This window comes from Leifsonia sp. NPDC056665 (assembly GCF_042791795.1).
Classification (GTDB): domain Bacteria; phylum Actinomycetota; class Actinomycetes; order Actinomycetales; family Microbacteriaceae; genus Leifsonia.
The window spans coordinates 1-20,346 of the sequence record NZ_JBHTXK010000024.1 but is presented as its reverse complement, the minus strand read 5'-3'; the positions used below and the strand labels follow the sequence as shown (position 1 = coordinate 20,346).

The 20,346-nt window shown below is 64.1% G+C and carries 18 protein-coding genes; 12 read left to right on the top strand and 6 right to left on the bottom strand.

Going from position 1 to position 20,346, the window contains the following annotated elements; translation table 11 throughout:
- Positions 1–155 precede the first annotated feature (155 nt).
- Positions 156–689, bottom strand: coding sequence for an AAA family ATPase (locus ACFQ9V_RS17630; protein WP_382460421.1), 534 nt, complete (start codon positions 687–689; stop codon positions 156–158).
- A 1,537-nt stretch (positions 690–2,226) separates the two neighbouring features.
- Here ACFQ9V_RS17630 and ACFQ9V_RS17625 point away from each other — a divergent pair.
- From ACFQ9V_RS17625 to ACFQ9V_RS17595, 7 genes are all read left to right on the top strand, one after another.
- Entirely contained in the window at positions 2,227–2,421 is a 195-nt protein-coding gene (locus tag ACFQ9V_RS17625) for a hypothetical protein (RefSeq protein ID WP_382460420.1), read from the top strand.
- A 180-nt stretch (positions 2,422–2,601) separates the two neighbouring features.
- Positions 2,602–4,644, top strand: coding sequence for a sigma-70 family RNA polymerase sigma factor (locus ACFQ9V_RS17620; protein WP_382460419.1), 2,043 nt, complete (start codon positions 2,602–2,604; stop codon positions 4,642–4,644).
- A 201-nt stretch (positions 4,645–4,845) separates the two neighbouring features.
- Positions 4,846–5,298, top strand: a complete 453-nt coding sequence (locus ACFQ9V_RS17615) for a hypothetical protein (RefSeq protein WP_382460418.1) — start codon at positions 4,846–4,848, stop codon at positions 5,296–5,298.
- Between the two features lie 23 nt (positions 5,299–5,321).
- Positions 5,322–5,534, top strand: a complete 213-nt coding sequence (locus ACFQ9V_RS17610; RefSeq protein WP_382460417.1) for a hypothetical protein — start codon at positions 5,322–5,324, stop codon at positions 5,532–5,534.
- Between the two features lie 325 nt (positions 5,535–5,859).
- Entirely contained in the window at positions 5,860–6,339 is a 480-nt protein-coding gene (mscL, locus tag ACFQ9V_RS17605; protein ID WP_382460416.1) for a large conductance mechanosensitive channel protein MscL, read from the top strand.
- 385 nt (positions 6,340–6,724) lie between these two features.
- Positions 6,725–7,081: a hypothetical protein gene (locus ACFQ9V_RS17600; RefSeq protein WP_382460415.1), complete on the top strand. Its 357-nt coding sequence runs from the start codon at positions 6,725–6,727 to the stop codon at positions 7,079–7,081.
- 375 nt (positions 7,082–7,456) lie between these two features.
- Positions 7,457–7,714 (top strand): hypothetical protein, encoded by a 258-nt coding sequence (locus ACFQ9V_RS17595; protein ID WP_382460414.1) that lies wholly within the window; start codon positions 7,457–7,459, stop codon positions 7,712–7,714.
- 377 nt (positions 7,715–8,091) lie between these two features.
- On the opposite strand, the gene ACFQ9V_RS17590 is transcribed toward ACFQ9V_RS17595, so the two are convergent.
- The 4 genes from ACFQ9V_RS17590 to ACFQ9V_RS17575 all read right to left on the bottom strand — a co-directional run bounded on the left by ACFQ9V_RS17590 (position 8,092) and on the right by ACFQ9V_RS17575 (position 13,947).
- Positions 8,092–8,661, bottom strand: a complete 570-nt coding sequence (locus tag ACFQ9V_RS17590; RefSeq protein WP_382460413.1) for a class F sortase — start codon at positions 8,659–8,661, stop codon at positions 8,092–8,094.
- Between the two features lie 109 nt (positions 8,662–8,770).
- Positions 8,771–9,745, bottom strand: coding sequence for a class C sortase (locus tag ACFQ9V_RS17585; RefSeq protein ID WP_382460412.1), 975 nt, complete (start codon positions 9,743–9,745; stop codon positions 8,771–8,773).
- A 97-nt stretch (positions 9,746–9,842) separates the two neighbouring features.
- Positions 9,843–11,363 carry a SpaH/EbpB family LPXTG-anchored major pilin gene (locus tag ACFQ9V_RS17580; RefSeq protein ID WP_382460411.1) on the bottom strand — a complete coding sequence of 507 codons (1,521 nt, stop codon included), beginning with the start codon at positions 11,361–11,363 and terminating at the stop codon, positions 9,843–9,845.
- Positions 11,364–11,460: 97 nt separating this feature from the next.
- Positions 11,461–13,947, bottom strand: a complete 2,487-nt coding sequence (locus ACFQ9V_RS17575) for a SpaA isopeptide-forming pilin-related protein (protein ID WP_382460410.1) — start codon at positions 13,945–13,947, stop codon at positions 11,461–11,463.
- A 667-nt stretch (positions 13,948–14,614) separates the two neighbouring features.
- Between ACFQ9V_RS17575 and ACFQ9V_RS17570 the strand changes: the two genes are divergently transcribed.
- On the top strand, positions 14,615–14,803 hold the full coding sequence (locus ACFQ9V_RS17570; RefSeq protein ID WP_382460409.1) for a hypothetical protein: 189 nt from the start codon (positions 14,615–14,617) through the stop codon (positions 14,801–14,803).
- Between the two features lie 181 nt (positions 14,804–14,984).
- Here ACFQ9V_RS17570 and ACFQ9V_RS17565 read toward each other — a convergent pair whose 3' ends face one another.
- Positions 14,985–15,296: a hypothetical protein gene (locus tag ACFQ9V_RS17565; RefSeq protein WP_382460408.1), complete on the bottom strand. Its 312-nt coding sequence runs from the start codon at positions 15,294–15,296 to the stop codon at positions 14,985–14,987.
- A 503-nt stretch (positions 15,297–15,799) separates the two neighbouring features.
- Here ACFQ9V_RS17565 and ACFQ9V_RS17560 point away from each other — a divergent pair.
- The 4 genes from ACFQ9V_RS17560 (at position 15,800) to ACFQ9V_RS17545 (ending at position 19,845) form a co-directional block, all read left to right on the top strand.
- Positions 15,800–17,140: a hypothetical protein gene (locus ACFQ9V_RS17560; protein ID WP_382460407.1), complete on the top strand. Its 1,341-nt coding sequence runs from the start codon at positions 15,800–15,802 to the stop codon at positions 17,138–17,140.
- Positions 17,141–17,377: 237 nt separating this feature from the next.
- Complete coding sequence (locus tag ACFQ9V_RS17555; protein WP_382460406.1) at positions 17,378–17,587, top strand: hypothetical protein; 210 nt, start codon at positions 17,378–17,380, stop codon at positions 17,585–17,587.
- A gap of 546 nt (positions 17,588–18,133) precedes the next feature.
- Positions 18,134–19,102 (top strand): AraC family transcriptional regulator, encoded by a 969-nt coding sequence (locus ACFQ9V_RS17550; protein WP_382460405.1) that lies wholly within the window; start codon positions 18,134–18,136, stop codon positions 19,100–19,102.
- Positions 19,103–19,149: 47 nt separating this feature from the next.
- Positions 19,150–19,845, top strand: coding sequence for an RNA polymerase sigma factor (locus ACFQ9V_RS17545; protein WP_382460404.1), 696 nt, complete (start codon positions 19,150–19,152; stop codon positions 19,843–19,845).
- Positions 19,846–20,346 lie beyond the last annotated feature (501 nt).

The window sequence follows — 20,346 nt, the reverse complement described above, 5'->3', positions numbered from 1 at the left end:
GTCGACGCTACCCGATGCGGCTACGTGGTCCTCGCCAGCGCTCCGCTCACTACGAAAACTGGTTACACGCGGATCGGTGACCGCCTCGCCGCTGAAGCGTCGACGGATCCGTACGCGGCCGGCCGACGAAAGTGGATCAGGCCTTCCTCGGACGATTACGGGCAATCCCATTCCAGAACGGTGCCCAGCATCTCATCCACGGAAGCTGCGCTGTCCAGCCGAAGTACCGGCTTGTCGATGCGGGCGAGCCAGGTCTCATGGGCGACACGACTACGTCCGGTAGAGGCCGGGTCGTCATAGCTCCCTGCCCAATCGAGAAACTCGCGCCATGCTGCGTCGTCGTACTCCATCCCGGCCCGACGCCGCGCCTCGCGTTCCTCAAGCCGGCGGAGTCGCTCAACGGGATCGAGTGACAAGAAGATGACTGCATCACACTCGGCGACCACAGCCTCACCCCAACCGAGCATCGACCCGGACAATACCCACGCCTCCCGGGGCACGAACAGCTCGCGCATCAGCGCCGCGCGCTCATCCTTGGGACGCTGCGCGACATAAGGCGGATTCGATGGCAGCCAGAAGTAGTCGTCCGCGTCCGCGTGAGGAACCGCCCAGCGATCAGCGAGCGCGCGAGCGAGTGTCGTCGTTCCGCTACCGCTCGCTCCCATAACGTGCACTCTGGACCGCTTCATAAGCACATTCTCCCGGGTCGGACCAGGCCGCAGGCGGCTCCTTTGTGGATCTGGCTGAGGCTAGCTGCCGGATTTCCCTGAGCTGACCCTGGCTGGAGAGGGTCGGACAATCTCTCTCCTCCACCATGCGTGACCTTCACTCGCCGATCCGGCTACCGTGGGGCGCCAGGTCTGTAAAGGACTTAGTCCGCCCGGAGCCATGCATGTGACGGGCTGCTGGGCGGAGGGAGTGAACGCGTTCAGCGGCCATTACCATGTTGAGCGTTCCGAGGGAGGATCTCGCGAGTTGGGTTCGCTGAACTGGACGAACGCTGCGGGCCCGGAGGCGAGGTACGCAGCGTGGTGGCGCTCCGCTTCGTCTGGAGTGGCGTTTTGCGCGTTGCCCCTGATCTGCCCCAGTTCATCCTCACGGCTGAGGGGCGCGACCGTCAACGGCGCGGCACAGCAGTACACTCGTCTGTCCGGATGTGGCGAGAAGACTCTGACACGGTGCGCGGTGCTCCAACCGACGTCATATTTGCACCAGTTTGCACTCTCTTTAATGCCAGCACTTGCGCCTTGTTCGTCCGTGTTGGTGCAGCCGAGTCGGGTTGGCTGCTCGCGGGGTGCTCTGCTCGGGTCCTGGGCACCCCGCCCTCTTGGACATCGACGGGAGAGCGGAGCACCGATGGATAACCCTTCCGAGACCCCCACGGAGGCGTGGTGGACCGGGTCGATTTCCTTCTTTCACGTCGAGAGGACCAGGAGTGCGATTACGGGTGAGTGGGTGGAGACTCGCTGCGATTGCTCGCTGGAGAACGACCATACTTTCGCCGATTGGGTAACAAGGTTCGGCGACCACGCAGCGGACGACATTGAATGGTGGATTCCCCGGCAGGAGGGCGACCAGCCTTGAGGCACTTGGGTGGCACCGCTCTGCAGCTTTGACCGACTCGACCAAGCACGGTCCGATCGATCTCGTTCGGCTGCCCCAGCTGTCGGCGACAGGAGGCTCCAGTAGTCGCCGCCGGTCGATTGGTTCGGCGTAGCCCGATGCACTGGCTGCTACGCCGGGGCGACGAACTGTCGCTTTATGACCGGGCGACTCGGCTGTTGTACTTCTAGCCGCAGGGATGCCGGATAAGTAGCTAGCACCCCGGTGTCTGGCGATCGCCGCTTTTCCGGGGGCTGTGCACTGCTGTTGTGGTGGCATCGCCGCGAGTGCGTCATATTCTCGGCCGGTGGCGCTCTCTCTAATGCCAGGGCTCGTCCTTTGCACGTCCCGGTGCAGCCGGGGGATTGGCTGCTTGCGGGGTGTCCGGGGTGAGCACCGGGCACCCCGCACTCCTAACGCAAGACGAATGTCTCCTCGATGGGTGAATATGAGATGAGTAACACGGAGCACCCGTTAGTCGGACACCTGGTTCGTTGGCGTCGGGGCACGAATCGGCTGCGTGGTCTGGCCGTGAGTTACGACTCCCACACGCACGCGCTGTCGGTACTTGTTGACCCCTGTGTTCGAGTGTCGGTGCCTGTGCGGGAGTGCACCCTCAGTGCCTTGGTAAGCGACCGCGAGGTCATCGACGACATCACCGCGTATGTGTCGGGCTTGACCGCCGCGCGCGACGCGATTTCTCTCGTGGTCGCCGACTTTGTTCTCGCGCAGGACACTCGGCGATGCGCCGGGGCGAGTCGCGCGTACGGATCCGTCGACGCGCTCATCGCAGCGCAGGTCCTCAAATCAAACGACTGAACCCCATCGGGATCTGCCCCCAGCCGAACAGGCGCATTCCGCGTCATCAGGGAGCTTCGGGAAAAAAACTTTCGCCTCACGCGTCATGAAACGTGACGCAAGCGCTCTCTTAAGTGGATGCCTGTAATTTCCTTGCCTGGCCGGCTGGTGTCCGCCTCATACCCGAAAGCGGAGGTGCTCGTGGCCAGACGCGTCAAACCCACAGAATCAGATCAGGACTACGGGTCCTCCGATTCCGAGCTCGTGGCCTTGACCAGAGAAGGCGATAACTCTGCCTTCGCGGAACTCTGGCGCCGCCACTACACCGCTGGCCTTGCCGTTGCCCGATCCTTCAGCTCGTCCCTTGACCCGGACGATCTGGTCTCTGAGGCGTTTGCACGCACGTTCAAGCTCATCGGCAACGGTGGGGGCCCAACCGTGGGTTTCAGGCCTTATTTGTTCACCGTAATCCGCAACACGGCAGCTTCCTGGGGTGCGTCGCAGGAGTGGACCAGCCTGGAACAGGCGCATGAGGTCGAAGATGAACGATTCTCTGAAGAGGCACTGCTTACCGCGTTTGATCAATCCCTGGCTGTCAAAGCGTTCCGGCGTCTCCCGACCGCGTGGCAGGAAGTCCTCTGGTACACCGAAGTGGAGGGGATGCGTCCTCGGCAGGTCGGCCCGCTGCTGGGCATGAACGCGAACGCGGTCGCTGCGCTTGCCTATCGCGCCCGGGAGGGACTGCGCCAATCGTGGATCCAGATCCACCTGTCGACCCTTTCCGAGGACTCCGAATGCCGGTGGACAGTTGAGCATCTAGGTGCGAAACTCCGCGGGCGGCTGAGCAAGAGCGATCTTCGCCGTGTCAATGACCATCTCGAGGACTGCACCCTGTGCCCGATCGTTGCTGAGGAAGCGGCCGACGCCAACCGCCGCATCGCTCTGATCCTGCTGCCACTGGCTGCAGGCGTCGGTGGCGCTGCCGCATACACCGCCTGGCAATCGACCTCCGCCGGCAGCGCTGCCGTCGCCGCCGAAGTGGTGCCCAATATGGGACACGGCGCAGTGGGCTGGCGTTCGATCCGAGCTCAAGCCCTGGTGATCACGGCGGCAGTGGTGGCCGCATCCGCCCTCGGCGTCTCCGTATCCGTCGCGCTTGCAGGTGGACCGTCGCGTTCGGAGAACGCTCCTTTCTCCGCAGCCGCCGATCCCACCTCAACACCTAGTGCGCAGGAGGCCCCGCCCGCACAACCATCCGCCCCGAAACAAACACCAGCGCCCGTCGCGCCTCAACCCGCGCCGCCAGCCCCCGCGCCTGTCGCCTCGCCACTTGCCCCCTCTGTGTCGGTGACCGTCCCGGCAGCGCCTGGAGCAGTTGCCGCGTCGCCGGTAAACGTGGCACCCCCACCGCCAACCATTCCCCCAACCTCGCCAATAGTCACCCTGTCACCCAAGGTTCTGAGCCCAGCGGCAGGTTCAATCGTGACGTCAGATGCTTTCACCGTCACCGGATCCGGCACCCCCGGGGCCCTGATCACCGTGCAGCTCAGCACCCCCACGCACACGGCAACCCTTCCCGCCGTGAGTTCCTCCGTCGATCGCAGCGGAGCGTGGCGCCAGATCGTAAACGTCGCTGATCTTCCGGATGGCACTTACGAGCTTCACGTCCAAGAAGCCCTTCAAGGCGCAACCACCGCGACAACCGTGCTCACGATAGAGATCATCCGCCGCCCGGATACCCCAGTGATTGCAACGGTTGACACGGGGGACGGCCCGAACTCCGGAACCCTCTACCCGCTCATTTTCGGTAGCAGCCTGCCCGGGGCAACGATCTCGTTGACGGCCGCAGGAACATCGACTGCAACTACTGCCGACCAGGCGGGCCACTGGTCGGCGATCGCAGAAGCCGGGATGACCGCCGGAATCAACACCCTGGCAATCACACAAACGGACGCCCAGGGCAGCACCTCCCCACCAGTGGTCCTGCCCATCACTCTGAGCGTGCCAACGATCGCCGTGACAAACCGTCCCTCAGCCGCTCTCATCACAGGGACGCCGTTGGCAACCATCCAAGTCGCCGTCGGCGCCGGGGGTTGGGCTGCAGCGACGCTCGATGAAACGGGGACGGTTTCTGTTCCGGTTGACTTTCACCAATTCGGCCAAGCGAGCTCGATTTTGGTGCGATACGCAGCAGAGGGGCGGTACGGCCCAGCCATCACTGTCAGCGCGCCAGATCGAAAATGAATCAGTACGCTCACGGACGCCCTGGACAGTCTGGCCGCCATGCGGACGATAACCAGACTGTGATGGGGCGGCAATTTCAGGGTCTTCAACCCGAGTGGACATGCCGACGGGCGGCTTCGTCGGTTCCTGCTCAGGGCGGCGCGCGTCATAATCGGCGCTCCCGGCTCTCTCATTAGTGAGGGAAATATGGGAGGAAACCCGATGTCAGTATCGCTGCGACAACTCGAACACCGCCGGTCCGTGCGCGCATCGGCTGAGAACGGGGGCGGCGCTTCACACCCGGACCCCCGGCAGCAGCTCCGTAAAGCAATCCTCGCCGAGTACTTAGAGAAACTGCCGGACTTCATCCCGCTGCGCTCGCTGCCTGAAATCTCTGGACGGTCGCTTCAAGAACTTCAAGACGACATCGACTCAGGCCTCCTGAAGCTGACCAAACACAACGGGTTCATCGGTATGGCCCCTCGCCGGAATGTCCCGTTCCTTGGCACGCTCACCCTCCTAAGAACCCGGTCAGTGGCGTCCCCCGCAGACTCGCCCGACGCGTCAACAGAGCAGATCACGGTGTCAGTTGTGGCCTCTCATGAATTGGCGCAGCGGGCCAGCCTCACCGGGCGCACGGTGGCAACAATTGTCGATGAAATCCTCAACCGATGAGCTGGAGGCAGACGAGAAGCCAGGTGCGACGCACCGTCGCGGTCGGAATGCTGGCAAGTATCCTCTTGCTGGCAGTGAGCGGGTCCCTTCTGAACGCCTCCTTCAACCACCGGTTGGCGATCCTCTTGCACGCCCCCGACGGTTGGCTGATCGGTGTTCGCCTCGGTTCGCTCGCCGCGATCGTCCTGGCGCTTTTCGGCATGTTCTCGCTCTGGCGTGGATACCGGTCCCTGTGAGCTCCGCCGCGCAACCTCGCCTGCGGACGGGAGTATCCCCCGTTGAGTACCTCGCGCTCCGCTGGCGCGCACGCCAAGCAGCGCTGGAGGTCGCCACCACCATGGCCCGGGTCGGTCGCCGACTCGACGATGAGGGCATCGACCGGCTCACCTACGTCTTCTTAGCGAACAAGATGGCCGCCCTGCGCTCGAAGACGTCCTCCCCCAATCGGGCGGCACCCTCGGCGCGGCATCGCCAACGATCGACGCAGTCCAAGTTACTCGTCTCTGGAGCTGACCAACCTTCATCACCAAGCATGAGCACGACAATAGGAAAGGGGCAACGGTGCTGAAGGAGTTCAGAGAGTTCGTTCTACGAGGCAACGTTGTCGATCTCGCTGTCGCGGTCGTCATCGGCGCCGCCTTCACAGCAATTATCAACTCAATCGTGATCCATGTCCTCAACCCGCTGATTGGCGCCGTATTCAACGCGGAAGATCTCGCCAAAGCCGGCGAAGTCCGCCTCGGTTCAGCATCCCTCTCGTTTGGCGCCGTGGCGGCGGCATTGCTGCAGTTCCTCATCGTCGCAGCCGTGGTCTTTTTCCTCCTGGTCCTTCCCGTTAACGCCCTCCGAAGTCGAAACCGGGGGGCGTCGCGAGACAAGCCAGAGGCCTTTGACCTACAGGTGGAGCTCCTGGCCGAAATCCGCGATCTGCTTGCCGCCCCGCCCGTATCGACGGCCAGGCATGCCCATGTCGACACCGCAGGCGAGGACAGTCCCCCCTCAGCTGCCTCTGGGGAGCACGGACAGAAACCGTCACCGTGATCACGGCCCACGACCGCGGGAGTAACCGGATGTCCTGATCGCCCGAATCCGGTCGTCTCCTGCCTGACCCTTTCCACAATGCCCACCCTAAGGAACCCCTTGCCAACACCAGCCATGTGCCCGGTCGCATCACTTCCGCCAGCGGAGCAGAAGCCGGCACTGCACCGGCACCCGCCCGGGTCCCGACCATGACACGCACCTCGAGTTCAGCACGCACCGTTCCCGATCAAACCGCTCCATGGTCTGGACCGTGGCATTCACCGCGGGAACATGCAAGCACAGCCGCGGAGCTTCACAAGCACATCGCCTACGGTGCCTCGAGGAGCGCTGTGCCCAGCGTCAACGCTGCTGTTCGGCGGCCGCAGGCGGGCCGAGGAGTACGGGTATGAGCGAACTGGAGCGGGGGACGATATCCTCCCCCACCGACGCGGAGGTGCTGAGCCTTTCCAACGGAGAGCACGTCGCTCAGTGCCCGACATGTCCGTGGGAAGGGGGCGATCAGCGGAACCACTTCTCGGCGGCCCTCGAAGCGGCGCACCACAACCTCATCGTCCATCAACCCCGGACCGTTCCTCCCGAAAGCAGAATCGCCCGAGAAGATCCGGTCGAACAGGCTCCCGCAAGCGCCCATCGCCCTTCCGGCGACAACCACGTTCGCGAGCGTCACACGGTGAATCATGCGCGCCGTTTCGAAGCAATGTCGGGCGGGCAAAACCACCCGCTCTTGTCGAAGCTATGGTGATGGGCGAGAAGAGCCAACGTGATGCGGCGCATCGATCGCGGACGGCCGTGTTCGTGCATGCCCGCGGCCTGCAGGGTGGCCGACTCTTATGGCCCCGGCCCACCCTCTCGATCACCGAGCACCGCGACAACAGATGACTTCCGTCGAATCGCATCGACGTCCGTGTCCAGCCGTCCGTACCAAGAACGTGGAGGATTCCGCGGTGACCACAATCCGGGCCGTGTCCCCAGGGGCTCGCGAGGGACGCCGCACCTGTAGCCGGTGCGGTCGTAAAGGGGTGACCGTTCGGCAGACCATCAGACATGGCGCACCCGTCCAGGCATGGCTGTACGAGGTGCATTTCCCGCCAACAGGCCGCGATCGATGACACGCTACGTGACCGGTGACGAGCACGAACTCGATGTGCTCGCTGCACAAAATGTCCATGTCGTGATCCGCGGCGCGAGCGCGACAGTGACCACAATCGGCGTCCCTCGAGGCATCGGGTCGCGGCTTCGAGAGCACATCCTGCAGGCCCGGGGCCTCGCTCTTCACCAACTACGCAATCAAGGCTTCCAGATCGTCGACACTGACCGGTTCGATGACACCCAGGACAGCAGCTGCTTCATGATTTGGGACAACCTGACCACCTGACCGCTCACGAACCTGCAGCCGCGGGAGCCGCGGAATGCTGACGAAGTTCTGAGCGTGAGATGCCACCACGGACCCAGGCAGCAACGCGCTCGGCGAAACGGATCCGATTTCCCCGTTGGGCACGGTGGAATGGGCCGCCGACGTCGTTCACCCGAGGAGTTGATCCACCACTTGGTCCAGAGCAAATTGAAGTAGTGCAGTGGACGGGTGCCGGCTCCTCACAAGGAAGGGGCCGGCACCCTGGTGAAACACGTCGGGCTGGGCCTCGACGTGAATCCGACCGGAGCTGGATCCGGCTGCGGAAGTGTCATGATGCTTCCTACCTTAGAGACCGCAGCGTTGGTCGATCATGACGGAAGCCCGCACAGTTTGTGCCCCTATTCGCCCACACCGCTGGTGACGAGTTGGGCGGTGATGACCATGTTGTCGATGGAGGCCGTCTGGTTTGGTACTTGGAGGCAGGTGAGCAGGACCAGCCGACCAGGGGTATTCGCCCAGATGTTTGTTTCGAGGTGCACGTTCGGCTTGTACACCTTTTCGGAACCAATCACCCGGTAGTGGAGGGTGCCCAGATAGATGTCCGCACCGGGAGCGACGGCTGCGGTGCCCGAGTTGACGTTGATGAGGTAGTTTCCGGGGCACACTGCTCCGCCGCGGCAAGAGTGCATTACAGCGAACACTGTTCCTTTGGCGGCGTTGGTGAGGTTGGCTCCGTAGTTACGGACCAGGTAGGCGGAGGCGAAGCCGGGCGGATCGATGACCCCGTCGACATCGTTCAGCTCCCCCAGCGGTACCGTGAGGCCTGCGGAGGGCACACGCAGAGTCATCGCCTTCACATGCGAAACAGCGTTGGTCTTCTCCTGAACAGCGGTGGATGGCGGCGGCAGAATCACCGGGTTACCGCGCATGTCCTTCGGGTAGGACTGTTGACTGAGGTAGGTGGACACCGTCCAGGTGCCTGCGACCGCAGCGACCGCGCAGAGCGCTCCCGCCAGAAGGATACGGAGAAGCCCGACCCTGCGCCGACTGGAGCGTGTCTTCGCTCGGAATCGTTGTTCAGACATCGGGAAGCTCCTGGTGCCGCGGGTGGGAGAGCGAACGGCGTGCGGTGGGCACCGCACGGCGACGCCCACCGGTCGCATTACGGCGTGGTGCCGGGGCTCGCCCAGACCACCAGATGTAGAAGGCAGCGGCAATGGCCGCCCCGGTGAAGCCGGGGGCCCACCATGGGAATCCGGGTCCTGGAGCGGGTTTGTTCGCGTCTGCGACCGCGGAAGCGGGGGTGGGGGTCACGCGTTCTGCCGTGACGAGGATGCGCTGACTGTTGACACCGATGGGGGTGCACGTGACCAGGGTGACGAGGTCTTTTCCGGGCACGGGATTCAGAGTCTTGGTCTCGTCGGGATTTACGACTTTGATGCTAAAGATCTTGTAGGTGAGAGTCTCCCCGAAGACGTAGATGGTGAAGGTGTCACCGGTGACGACCTTGTCGAGGTTTGTGAACAAAGTCGCTGAGGCCAGACCGCGGTGTCCGGCGAGGACAGCATGTGTGCCGGCGCCGCCAACGGGGAGGGAGGTCCCCTCGAGGTGACCGATACCGTTTTCTAGGGTGGCGTCGCTGGTGCCGTGGTAGATCGGCAAGTCGACTCCGATGGAGGGGATGACGATGCGTGCCATGAGCCCGTATGCGTCCGCTGCGAGGAGGGTGTTGTAGGCGTAACCCGCCGGGAGTTTCGCGCCCGCGTCCACCGGGATCCGCTCGTTCGCTTTCACTTGGGCGCCACTTTCGAGGGCCGCGTTATAGGCATGGGCCTGCTTGATCGCTTCGATGCGGCTGGCGGGTCCGATGACTTTCACATCGTTTCCGTACTTCGCAATCTGTTGTGCCTCCTGGACAGCGCTGAACCAACTCGCCGTCGACGGGTAAAGGGCCACGCTCACTCCGAGAAGACAGATCACGGCGATCAGCATCGACAACGCAGACAGACGCCACCGTCTCCGGGTGGGCCGTGCGGGCGGTGCGGCGGTCACTACTTGCTCCCTGGGATGTGAATGGAGGTGAGAAATGCGGTCGAGGTGGTGGCACCGATCCAGGACCGGGGCCACCACCTCGTTGGTGCTGCGGAGACTACTGCTGGGCTGCCTCGTCGAGCAGGACCGGGTCGCCGGCCTCGGCGCGGCGGCGGCGGACCAGGAGCAGGCCAGCTGCCACCGCGATCGCTGCCAGGGTGAGTCCGCCGCCGATGAAGATGGCGGTTCCGGTGGAACCGGTCAGCGGGAGTGCGACCGGGGCGACCTGCGGGTCGGTGACCGTGATGGTGGCGTTGGCGCTGGTGCCGGGAGCGACGGTCTCGGCGTAGCCGCCGGTGGACTGCTGGAATGCAGTTGCGATGACGTAACCGGCCGGTGCCTTGGTCTCCACGATGTAGTAGGTCAGGTTGGCGCCGGTTCCGTTGTTCTGCGCCTTCAGACCGTTGATCGCCACGTTTCCGCTGGTGTCCGAGGTGAAGGTGGTCGCCCCGCTGACCGAGACCGGATTCGTCAACGCCTGGGCGTCAGCCTTGTTGGTGAACACCTGGAACTGCGCGCCGGAGAGCGCGGTGCCGTTCGGGTCGACCTTGTGCAGGGTCACGTTGCCCCAGGTGTCGTTGGCCGTGTTGGTCGGCGTCGTGGTCGAGCTTCCGTTCTGGGTGTTGATCAGCTGGTTCGCCGTGTTCGGGATTGTGCCGTTGCCGTCTGAGGCGACCACGGTCGGGATGCCCACGGTGATCACGGCGGATGGGTTTGCGTTCAACAGGGTCAGGCCGGCAGCGGTGAAGACCACCGACACCGTCTGTCCCGTCACCGTGGTGGTGTAGTCAGCCGCAGGAATCGTCAGCGCAGCCCCGGTGGAGGTCTTCGCGGTCACCGTCACCGCAGAAGCTGCCGGCGGGGTCAGTCGTGCGTCCAAAGCATCCGTGATCGAGTAACCGGTGATGGGGTTGCCGGGGGTCTGGTTCGGGACGGTCGAGTTGATCGTCCACGTGATCGAAGCACCGACACCGTATGCGCCGGTGTCGTTGACCGTCTTAACCGGGGCGTTCTGCACGGTGTTCTTCGGGTAGACGTACACATTGGTCAGCCAGTTGTTGCTCTGCGGCAGCGGTAGCGTCACCAGGAACGGGGCTCCCAGCTGAACCCCTGCAGGCGCGCTGGTCTCCGTCACCTCGTACACGGCCGGCGTGGAGGTGGAGTAGGTGGTCACCCCGCTGGCGTTGGTCGCCGTCAAGGCGGTCGGTGTGCCGGTCGTGTAGGTGGTGCCACCGTTCACGACCTGGCCGGCCGCGTTCACGGTCAGACCGGACGCGGTCGTCCACCCGGCAGGGGTGGTCAGATCCACACCGTTGACCGGTGCGATGCTGAACACCACGCCCGGGATGGGGGTGAGCGCGCTGACGTTCTGCTGCGTCCCGTTGGTGGCCGTTCCGCCGGTCACGGGGTTCTGCAGCTTCGTGATCGTCAGATTGTAGGGGCCGGCGGGGACGTTGCCGCCGGTGGTGTCGGCCTGCGCGGGGGCGGCGATCACCGCAACTCCCAGCAGGGCGAGCGCTCCCGCGCCGACGATTGCGGTTAGCTGCCGCAGTCGGGGCCGGCTGTGATTGCTGTTCATGAGATGCTTCCTGTCTTTCGGGTTTTCGAGTGTGATGGTGGGTGAACTGGATCTGCACGGTGGGGTCATGGTCCGGCGGCCATATGTGCGCGGGCGGTCATCGCGGCCGCCTGGTCCGTGAGCGTCGACGCAGTTGCCAGCCCATCAGGACGGCAGCTGCTCCCAGCAGCGAGAGTGACCAGTAGGTGATCACGTCCGTTCCCAGGCCCCCGGTTAGCGGTAGGACGATCGGCGCTGCCTGCTGGTTCACGACGTCGACCAAAACGGTGGTCTGGGTGGTGGCTGAGACGGTCACGGGGATGGGGGTGGAGTTCAGTACGTAACCGACCGGGGCTTTTGTCTCGACGAGTTGGTAGGTGCCGGGGGTGAGGCCCTTCACAAGGAACAGCCCGCCCGCGGGGTTAGTGTCCGCGCCCGTGCACGGGGAGCTCACACAGTCGGTGACGGTCACGGCGGCGCCGGTCGGCTGACCAGCAGCGTTCACCGGGGTCAGGGCCCACGCTGCCCCCGAGAGCATGTTCTTCGACGCGGTCGCGTCGATCTTCCGCCATTGCAGACTCGCACCGATCGGATTGGTGACGGAGGTGCCCATGAACGCGTTCTGCACCTGTCCGAACGCCGCAGCGTTGATCGTCACCGAGTAGGACACCTTCACCGTGGTGTTCGCCGGAACACTCCCGGTCCAGGTCAGGTGCTTCGAGGTCGGGTCGAAGACGGCGGCGCCGGTGCCTGCCGGGGTGATCGTGATCGATCCGGTGTTGAAGGTGGCGTTGTTCAGCACGTTGGTGAGGTCATCGAACGGGGAGTTGACGGTGGAGGGCACGGACCCGGAGTTGATGATCGACACGGTGTAGGTCAGGGTGTCCCCGGGATTCACTAGAGTTCCAGCGCCTTTGTCGACCGTTTTTGCGTACGAGATGATCGGCTGCGCGGTGTTCGTGACCGTGCAGGAGATGTTCGCGCCCGCGACCGGTGTGATGGTGGGCGGCGATGCGGGGTTGAACAGGGCACCGTTCGGCAGTCCGGTCTGCAGCCCGTTGCTGTCGGTGCAGGTGATCGTCGCGGTGTAGTTCGCCAGAGATGTTGTGCCGGAGGCGGACTCGGACATGGTGTAGGCGGTTCCGGCTGTCGCCACAACGGTTCCGGTTGTGCCGGTGCCGGCGGTCACCGTCGATCCGGTGCCAGTCGTGGTCGAGTTCGCTGTGCTGTTTACTGGGGTGCCTGTGGGTCCACCAGCGAGGATCGCCATCGTGAACTGGTCGGTGGCGCTTTCGCGGGGGGCGCCCAGCGCCTTCGTCAAGGTGATCCGCGGCGCGCGGACCACCAGGGTCGCGTTCGCGGGCGGGTTCAGATTGGAGACGATGTTGCCCGGCCCATTGACGTATGTGCCTTCCGCGGCGGCCGTCACATTGAAGGAGAGCGTGCAGGACGCCTGGCCCTGCGCGAGGTCGCCGCCGGTCGCCGAGAACACCCCTGTGCCTGCGACGGCAGTCCGGACAAACGCGGCGCCCGTCACCTGAGCGCAGGTGCCCCCGACGGCGGGCGTCGGCGCGATGACCACACCGGCCGGGAGGTTGTCGGTGATGCTCCAGTCGTTCTTCGCGTCGAGCTCCGAGGTGTTCGTCACCGTCAGGGTCACCGTCGAGGTCTGGCCCGGCGCGATGAGGGCCGGCGTGAAGGACTTGTCGATCTGCGGTGTGACATCCACCAACCGGACGTTGTCGAACGCGCCGTCGTTGCCGTTCGTCGTCCCGTTGGTGTTGTACATCTCCAGGCCCATGCTCGTTCCCGTGGCCTGGAACGCCTGGTTGGTCGTCATCGAGTTGATGGCCACGGTCTTCGTCACGGTCCCGAAGGCGCCGCCGACGCTGCTCGTGACTGTCTGCGTGTAATCGGTGACGTTTGGGTTGCTGCTGGCCTGGCACCCGTCCAACGGCTGACCGATGTTCGTGACGACATTCGTGATCGGGTCGACGGTCGCGAACTGATAACCGGGGTCGGCACCTGCCAGACCACAGTTCATGTACGCCGTGTTGACGCCGAAGACGTAATAGTGGCCGGGAATAGTCGCGATTGGCTGGACCGTCTTGAACATGACCGATCCAGTCGCCACGCCCGAGCCGGTCGGCAGGGTGTCGCAGGCTCCTCCTGCGGTGCTGCTCGACTGGCACTCAGTGTAGGAGCTCACGACATGGTCGGTGGTGGGCGAGCCCGGCGTGAACTGCTGTCCCATCGCGAGCGCAAGCATCCGAAGGAACTGGTAGCTTTCGATCGTCGCCGAGTCGGAGCAAAGGCCGTTGGCGCCGGAGTTCGACGCGGACGTGCCCGACTGCGCCCACGCGGGGGTCGTCACGTTCGCGTAGTCGAGGATGACACCGTTGCAGCGGGCCCCGTTGATCCACTTCGGCGAACCCGTGTAGGTCTCACCCGCCGGGGTCGTGCCGACGTAGGTGGAGTAGTTGACGGCCGATGCCGCCGGGTTGTTCTCGAAGTCCTCGTTGAAGACCGTGGTACCCGGTTGGGTTACGCCCGGTGTCCCCGGTGTTGTCGCTTGCGCCGGGAGCGTAGGCGACCAAACCGCCACCGAAGACAGCGCAAGTCCGACAGTCGCGACGATCGCGACGAGCGTGCCCATACGGCGTCGGCCCGGTGCCCCAACGCCTGACCGGTGACGCCTAGCGCCGCGCCCCTGGGGGGCGAGTCGGTAAGGGCGCCGAGGTCTCGGGTCGGTGCCTTGCATGAAAGTCGGTCCAATCTCGGAGCTCGGGCGATGAGAGACGGCTCCCTTTGCGAGCTGCCTCGTAATAGAGAGCGAGACAACGCCGAGGTATGACGCGGACGCGGAAGAATCGGCAGGAAACTGAGCCGATTCCCAGGATCACTAGCAGCCTCACCCTCGACGGCAAACACTGCGCGCCCCCTGCGGGATCCCGGAGGTGCCTCCAGCCGCTGCCCGCTCGGGTGGAGATCATCCGGTCCATGAGTCGAGTGGAACCCGCCTGCCTGTCACAGTCGGCACTGAACGCATGTGCGTGTGGCTGCTATCGGGATGCTGATCAATCAGCGAATCGAGAGGGAACGGGAATCGATTCGAGGCCCCTGCCACGTGTCGGCTCCGCGTCATGATTTCTCCGCGCGACGCTCTCTTTTGTGCGAGCGCTTCACCCGGTTGCGCCGCGACTGACCGCCCCGCGGGGCTACGGCCCGCTTCGGCACCCAGCTGACCGCGCAAACCCGAATTGAGGAACTTGATGGACGACCCCTCCGACGCCAAAACCGATGACCGGATCGAGTTGGTGGCACCCCACGTCGAACGCGTTCTCAGTGCGAGCACAGGAAAGTGGGTAGGGATCTACTGCGACTGCCCCATCGGCATTGACCACACCTACGCCGAATGGATCGCGCGCTACGGCGGGCGTGCAGCGTACGGACTGGACTGAGGTCTTCAGCTCTTCCAGGGGATACCCCAGACGATCAGTCGATCGCGCTAAGCGGCCGCTCGCTCGTCGCGCTCAAGGCAGCTAGCCGCTTTTTGATCCACGCGGTCGGTTGAAATCGACGGCGGTTCCCCGTACCGGTGCATCATTACCAGTACGGGGGGCGCTTGCCAAGCGTCGAGCGTCAGGCGCCCGGCACAGGATGGGTCTCGTAAACATCGATCGTTCCACCCATTGCAATATGCGGATGACCTTGCAGGAGAGCCGTGATTTCTGCAAAGGACTCAGCCTGAAGCACGGAGTACCCGCCAACGGTAGGATCGGCGCTGGGTGAGACTGGCACTGTGGGGTCACCGAAATCAACGATGGTCCCTCCCGCGCGGAAGGCCCAGTCTTTCCAGGCAGCCATCATCTGCGCGCCCTCCTCAACCGTGGGCTGTGGCATCGCTCCGATGTGGGCCGGGTCGATTCGGTAGATCAGCAAGAAGTTGGTCATCTCAGTTCTCATTCCTGGTCATCCAGCGGTTGCCCGGCACAGTGCGTGCCCGGGCTGCACGCCCACGAGGGGCGCTTGCAATTAAGAGAGCCCCGATCGGCGGAAACGTGACGGCGCAGCACCATGCCACCGTGGCTGCGCCGCGAGGTACGGCCACCAGGGTCTCTAGCGGAGGATCAGCCGCGCTCACCCGAGAGAAACCAAGTCCTTGGACCGGGATGCTCCACACCCGCCCGGGCCTGCCACCGGGTCGCCGAAGGCGTGTAGCCGAGCACCACCTTTCGGACTCCTTCAAGACCTGCGCGCCCGAACAACGTCGGCAGCTCCGGCGGACCCGAGGCGACCGCCACCCGCCGAGCCACCGCACGCACCGCAAGAGCTCCTACCCGCTGCTCCCTGCGGCGTCATAATCCGGCCGCGTAGTGCTCTCTCTATTGGGCCGGTCTCATGGGGAAGGCTGCCTGTCTCGAGGCGCAGTCTTTCGCAGGTGCGATCGTGACTCGATGTCGACGCTCGCCGTCTGGTGCGCAGCCGCAAGACTGGGAGGTCTGTTGGTGAATATCCGTCATGCTCTAGCGTCAGTGATGACCGTAACGGCTGTGGCGGCTGTCTCACTTGCCGGCGTCGGCTGGGCCGGGCCAGCCCTGGCGGCCGGGTGCGTGATTCCCACCTCCGACGTCTCCACTAACCTCACCGACACGACCTCCGGATCGAACACGTCGGTCAGCGGGAACGACTCATTCCTGTGGACAACGGGCCTCTCGCACCTGGACGGGCTCGCCAACGGGTGTACGACGACTGTGTCGATAGATCCGTCGCTGTTCTACGGGCTGCAGTCCACCACGCTTTACCTGAACGCGGACGGCACCAGCTCTGCGACACAGCACACGGACTCCGTTGCGGCAATGGCCGTCGACCCGGCCAGCAACACGATCACCTTCACACTGACGAGCTATGCCGCAACCCACACGAGCGTGTCCGCACACGGGTTCGTCACTGCCGTCGTCACCGAGTCGATCAAACGCGGGGTGAGCGAGCCTGTAGTCGCGACTGTCAACGGGGTAAGCGTGCCTGTCGGATCGATCACGGGAGCGGTCTGCACCACCAATTGCCCAGCCCTGCCCACAGCGGCCGCAAAATGGGGATGGGAGAACACAGACGGCACCGGAGTGGTGAAAATTCAGTCCCCCACCGTAAAAGCCGCCGGGACCACCGTCACCTTCAAAGACACCCTCACCGCCCATGAACAGACCATCGTCGGCCCCCAAAGTGCCATCATCTTCGACTGCGCTGATGTGTGGGGCGCGCCAGGACTTCTCCAGCCGGACGGGTCCTGCCAGCCAGGATGGGACACCGTCCCCTTCATCACAAACCCGGACGGCACTTTCTTAGTGACGACCACAGGACCCAGCCAGGCGATCCAACTCTGGCTCGACATGACCTTCACCGGTCCCGGCCCGTGGACTGACGCCGCCACGATCACGGTGGACGGAACCCCATGGACTGCCACCACGACCGTCACGTCCTACAGCGTCGGCGGCGGCGCAAACGGCAACAACCCGACGCCCACCCCCACGCCGACGCCGGTGCACACGCCCGCCCCTACGCCGATCCCGACAGTGTTGAGCACACCGACCGCTCCTGCCACGGCTGCCGTGCCGGTGCCGTCGGGAAGCTCGACGCTCGCACCGGCTACGACCACCGGGGCCACAGTGAACACAGGAGGCGAACTCGCGAGCAAAGGATACCTGATCCTCTCGGCCGCGGCCGCGACCTTGGCCCTCGGCGCGGGGCTCGCCCTCCTCACCTCCGCATTGATTCGTCGACGCCGAACTCAGCCGTGATCAGCACCGCAACGACTGCGTTCGTCATGCCCACAACAAGACTCGAGGCGTTCAGCGACAGGGTGCTCGCCGTAGCCGTCACCCGATCGGTCCCCTCCACATTCTCGCGACCGCCCGCACTGCTTCAGCAGTGCCCCAGCCGTCGACGCGATACCGCTCGCACTCGAACCGAGAGACGATGAGCCAACCGATCGGGTCCGACGAGTGAAGCATCAGCCACGCGACAGTGTCACGTTCATGATCGCGACGGCCCTCAGAGTCCGGGCGCGTGAGACCTACCGGAAGACGGCACAACAAGCAGGCGACCGCTCCTGGGCTGACTTCCTGGAAACTGCGATTCTTCGCGAAGTCGAGCGACGCGAGCGTTCATTCAACAACGGCGATCCGTTCCCAATCATCGATGAACAACTCCGCCCAGGGCGCGGAAACAGGCGTCTTTTCGGTTAGGCCATGCGGGGACACCTACGCTGCATATGCACTGCGGCATGACCATCTCGGACGCCGGGCCGCTTGGCACCGCTCCCTCGTCGAGGATGGTGTTCACCTCCGCCACCTGAGGCCGCGCGATCTCGGTCGCGCGCGTTCTGTGTTCGGTGCCTGCGCCGCCGGAGTGATAGGGGTTCGGGTCGAGAATCCGACTCGGGGCGACGGTGGTCCGGTTATCCCCTGCGTAGATTACGGCACCATCGAGGAGCGTGCGCGGGCCCGACTCGGTGTTGACGTAGTGAGAGTGACGAGCCAGTGATGGTCGGCCAACATGAACCATTCCCGCACCGGCGCCAACCCGAAAGGCGCTGGTGCGAGGTGCGGCCGTGGAAGACAACCGCGATCTAGCTGCCGAGACCCCGCCCGCGAAGCACAGGACCTGCCAGCCGCCACGAGCTGAAACCCGCGCTCAGCTGGTCACCATTGGTCCAGTGCCGCGATCGGGTATAGGGTCAGGCCACATCGGAGGTTGCCGGGGGTTGCAAGCTGCACGAGGAAGTGGCAGAGGTGTCCGGATACACGTCGTTTGCGTCGACGGATGTCGATGAGTCAGCCGAGATCGGTTCGAGGTTGTTCTACAGCCACACGTTGACGCCTACCGCTGCGGGAAGTGCGTTCTCGTACGAGCTGGGTGGCTTCCAGCTGGGGAGCGTGTCGATCGGAAGCGCTGTGTACGGTTGCGGAGTGAGGCTTGCCATTGAGGGAGTCGAGGAGGTGTACGGCGTCAGCGCGCCGAGTTTGGGCGGGTTCAACGTCACGATGGGTCGCCGGCATGCGTTGGTCGTGCCTGGCGAGGCAGTCATCGTCGGGCCGGTCGGAGAAGTTGGCGCGTCCGGTTGGGACACGCCGGATGATGCTCTGACGATGGTCAGATTCAACCGCCGGTCGCTCGAGGCGGAACTTGCGCGGATGTTGGGGTTAGAGATCACGAGACCGATCGACTTCTCGTATGTGCTCAACATCGGAACCGGCCGCGGCGCGGAATGGTGGCAGATTGTGCGGATGCTGTGCGAAACCGCTCGCAGCCCCGACGGCCTACTCGACAATCAGATCCTGCGGGGCCAATTCGAGAGCCTGTTGATGGATGGTCTGCTCCTGGCCGCAGACCACCCGTTCCGTGAGAGCTTGGACAGCGACGGTAGCCCGACCGCACCACCTGTCATACGGCGGGCCATTCAATTCGTCGACGAGAACGCGTGGCTGCCCATCACAGTGTCGGACATCGCCGCGGCCGCCGGCGTGGGCTATCGCACCCTGCAACGGGGCTTCATCGACCATCTCGGCACGACCCCGGGCACGTACCTCTCTCGAGTCCGACTTGAAGAGGCCCACAAGGACTTGCTTGCAGGCGCAGTCCGAACCACAACCGTAGCCAGCGTGGCCTCCAAGTGGGGTTTCCACAACCTGGGAAGATTCGCAACCAGATACCGCCAGGCGTTCGGTGTCTCCCCTGCTGAGACGCTGCGCCGAGGCTAGCGGGGAAGGACGCTCGCCCACACTTTCAGCCCAGTCGCTGGCAGAAAGTGGCCGCAACCCTGTCGCATATCGGCTTAATCAGCGAAAAGCGGCGCACATACGGTTTCTTCCAGCTCCTGGAAGGAACAGACCCGATGACCATTTCCCCCGCCGACACACACATCGACACCGAGCTGGTCGCCCGCAGCCGAGCCGGCGAGAAAGAAGCCTTCGCTGAACTCTGGAGACAGCACTCAGAGGCCGGCCTACGGTACGCGCGGTCTGTTACATCCACGTTTGACCCGGACGACCTCGTGTCAGAGGCGTTCACGCGGATCTTCACAACACTCAAGAACGGCAACGGCCCGCGCACAGGTTTTCGAGCATACCTCTACGCGACGATCCGGAATCTCGTAACAACGTGGGCAGGAACTCGCCACGAGATCGCCCTGGACGACCTGGAGACCTACGACACGGGCAACGCCCTCAGCGGGCACGAGTACAGCCTCTGGGGCCCGTCCGGGGTCGTCGAATTACTCCGAGTCTTGCCACCACGGTGGCGACAGGCGCTCTGGCTCAGCGAAGTCGAACAGCTGACCGGGTCCGAACTGGCCGATATTTTCGACATCACTCCCATTGCAGCAGCAGCCCTGACCTACCGAGCACGTGAAGGCCTGCGCCGCGCCTGGAACGCCGAGATGGTCACGGCTGATCTCCCGGAGCAGCTGATAGCCGGGAAGCCTGCCTTGGCGCTTGCCGCCTGACGCCGAAGCAAGAGCGCCACCAGGAGCTCGAAGTCATCGCACATCCGCACGCACCCAATCGGGTGCTTCCCACCTAGCGTGCAAGCTTTGGCATGGTCGGTGGTATCTACGAGCAGCTCGAATTTCTCCGATGGACGCTGTGATTCGCGACTCGGCTGCACGAGTCCTCTGCGCGGTACACAAAAGGCGGATGCTCGACCAGTAGCTCCTGTGCGAATTCAAGATCCCCAACCCAACAACCTGGGCCTGGCGTCTCTCACGCTCTGCAGCGGTAGCGACCTGGAGCGATGTGCTGTAGAAGATGCACGCGACGAGAGTAGGGCCGGGGACGAATGAAGCCGAACTAATGAACGAAGGCAAAGAAGAGCAACGACCAAATAGGGAGCAAGAGATAAACCAGCGACAGTGATCTTCCCCCGGTTCCTCGGACAGTTTGATGTGTCGTTTCAGGCAGCCAGGGTGACTGTCGTCGGGACGATCTTCTCGTAGTCGGCCGGTGAG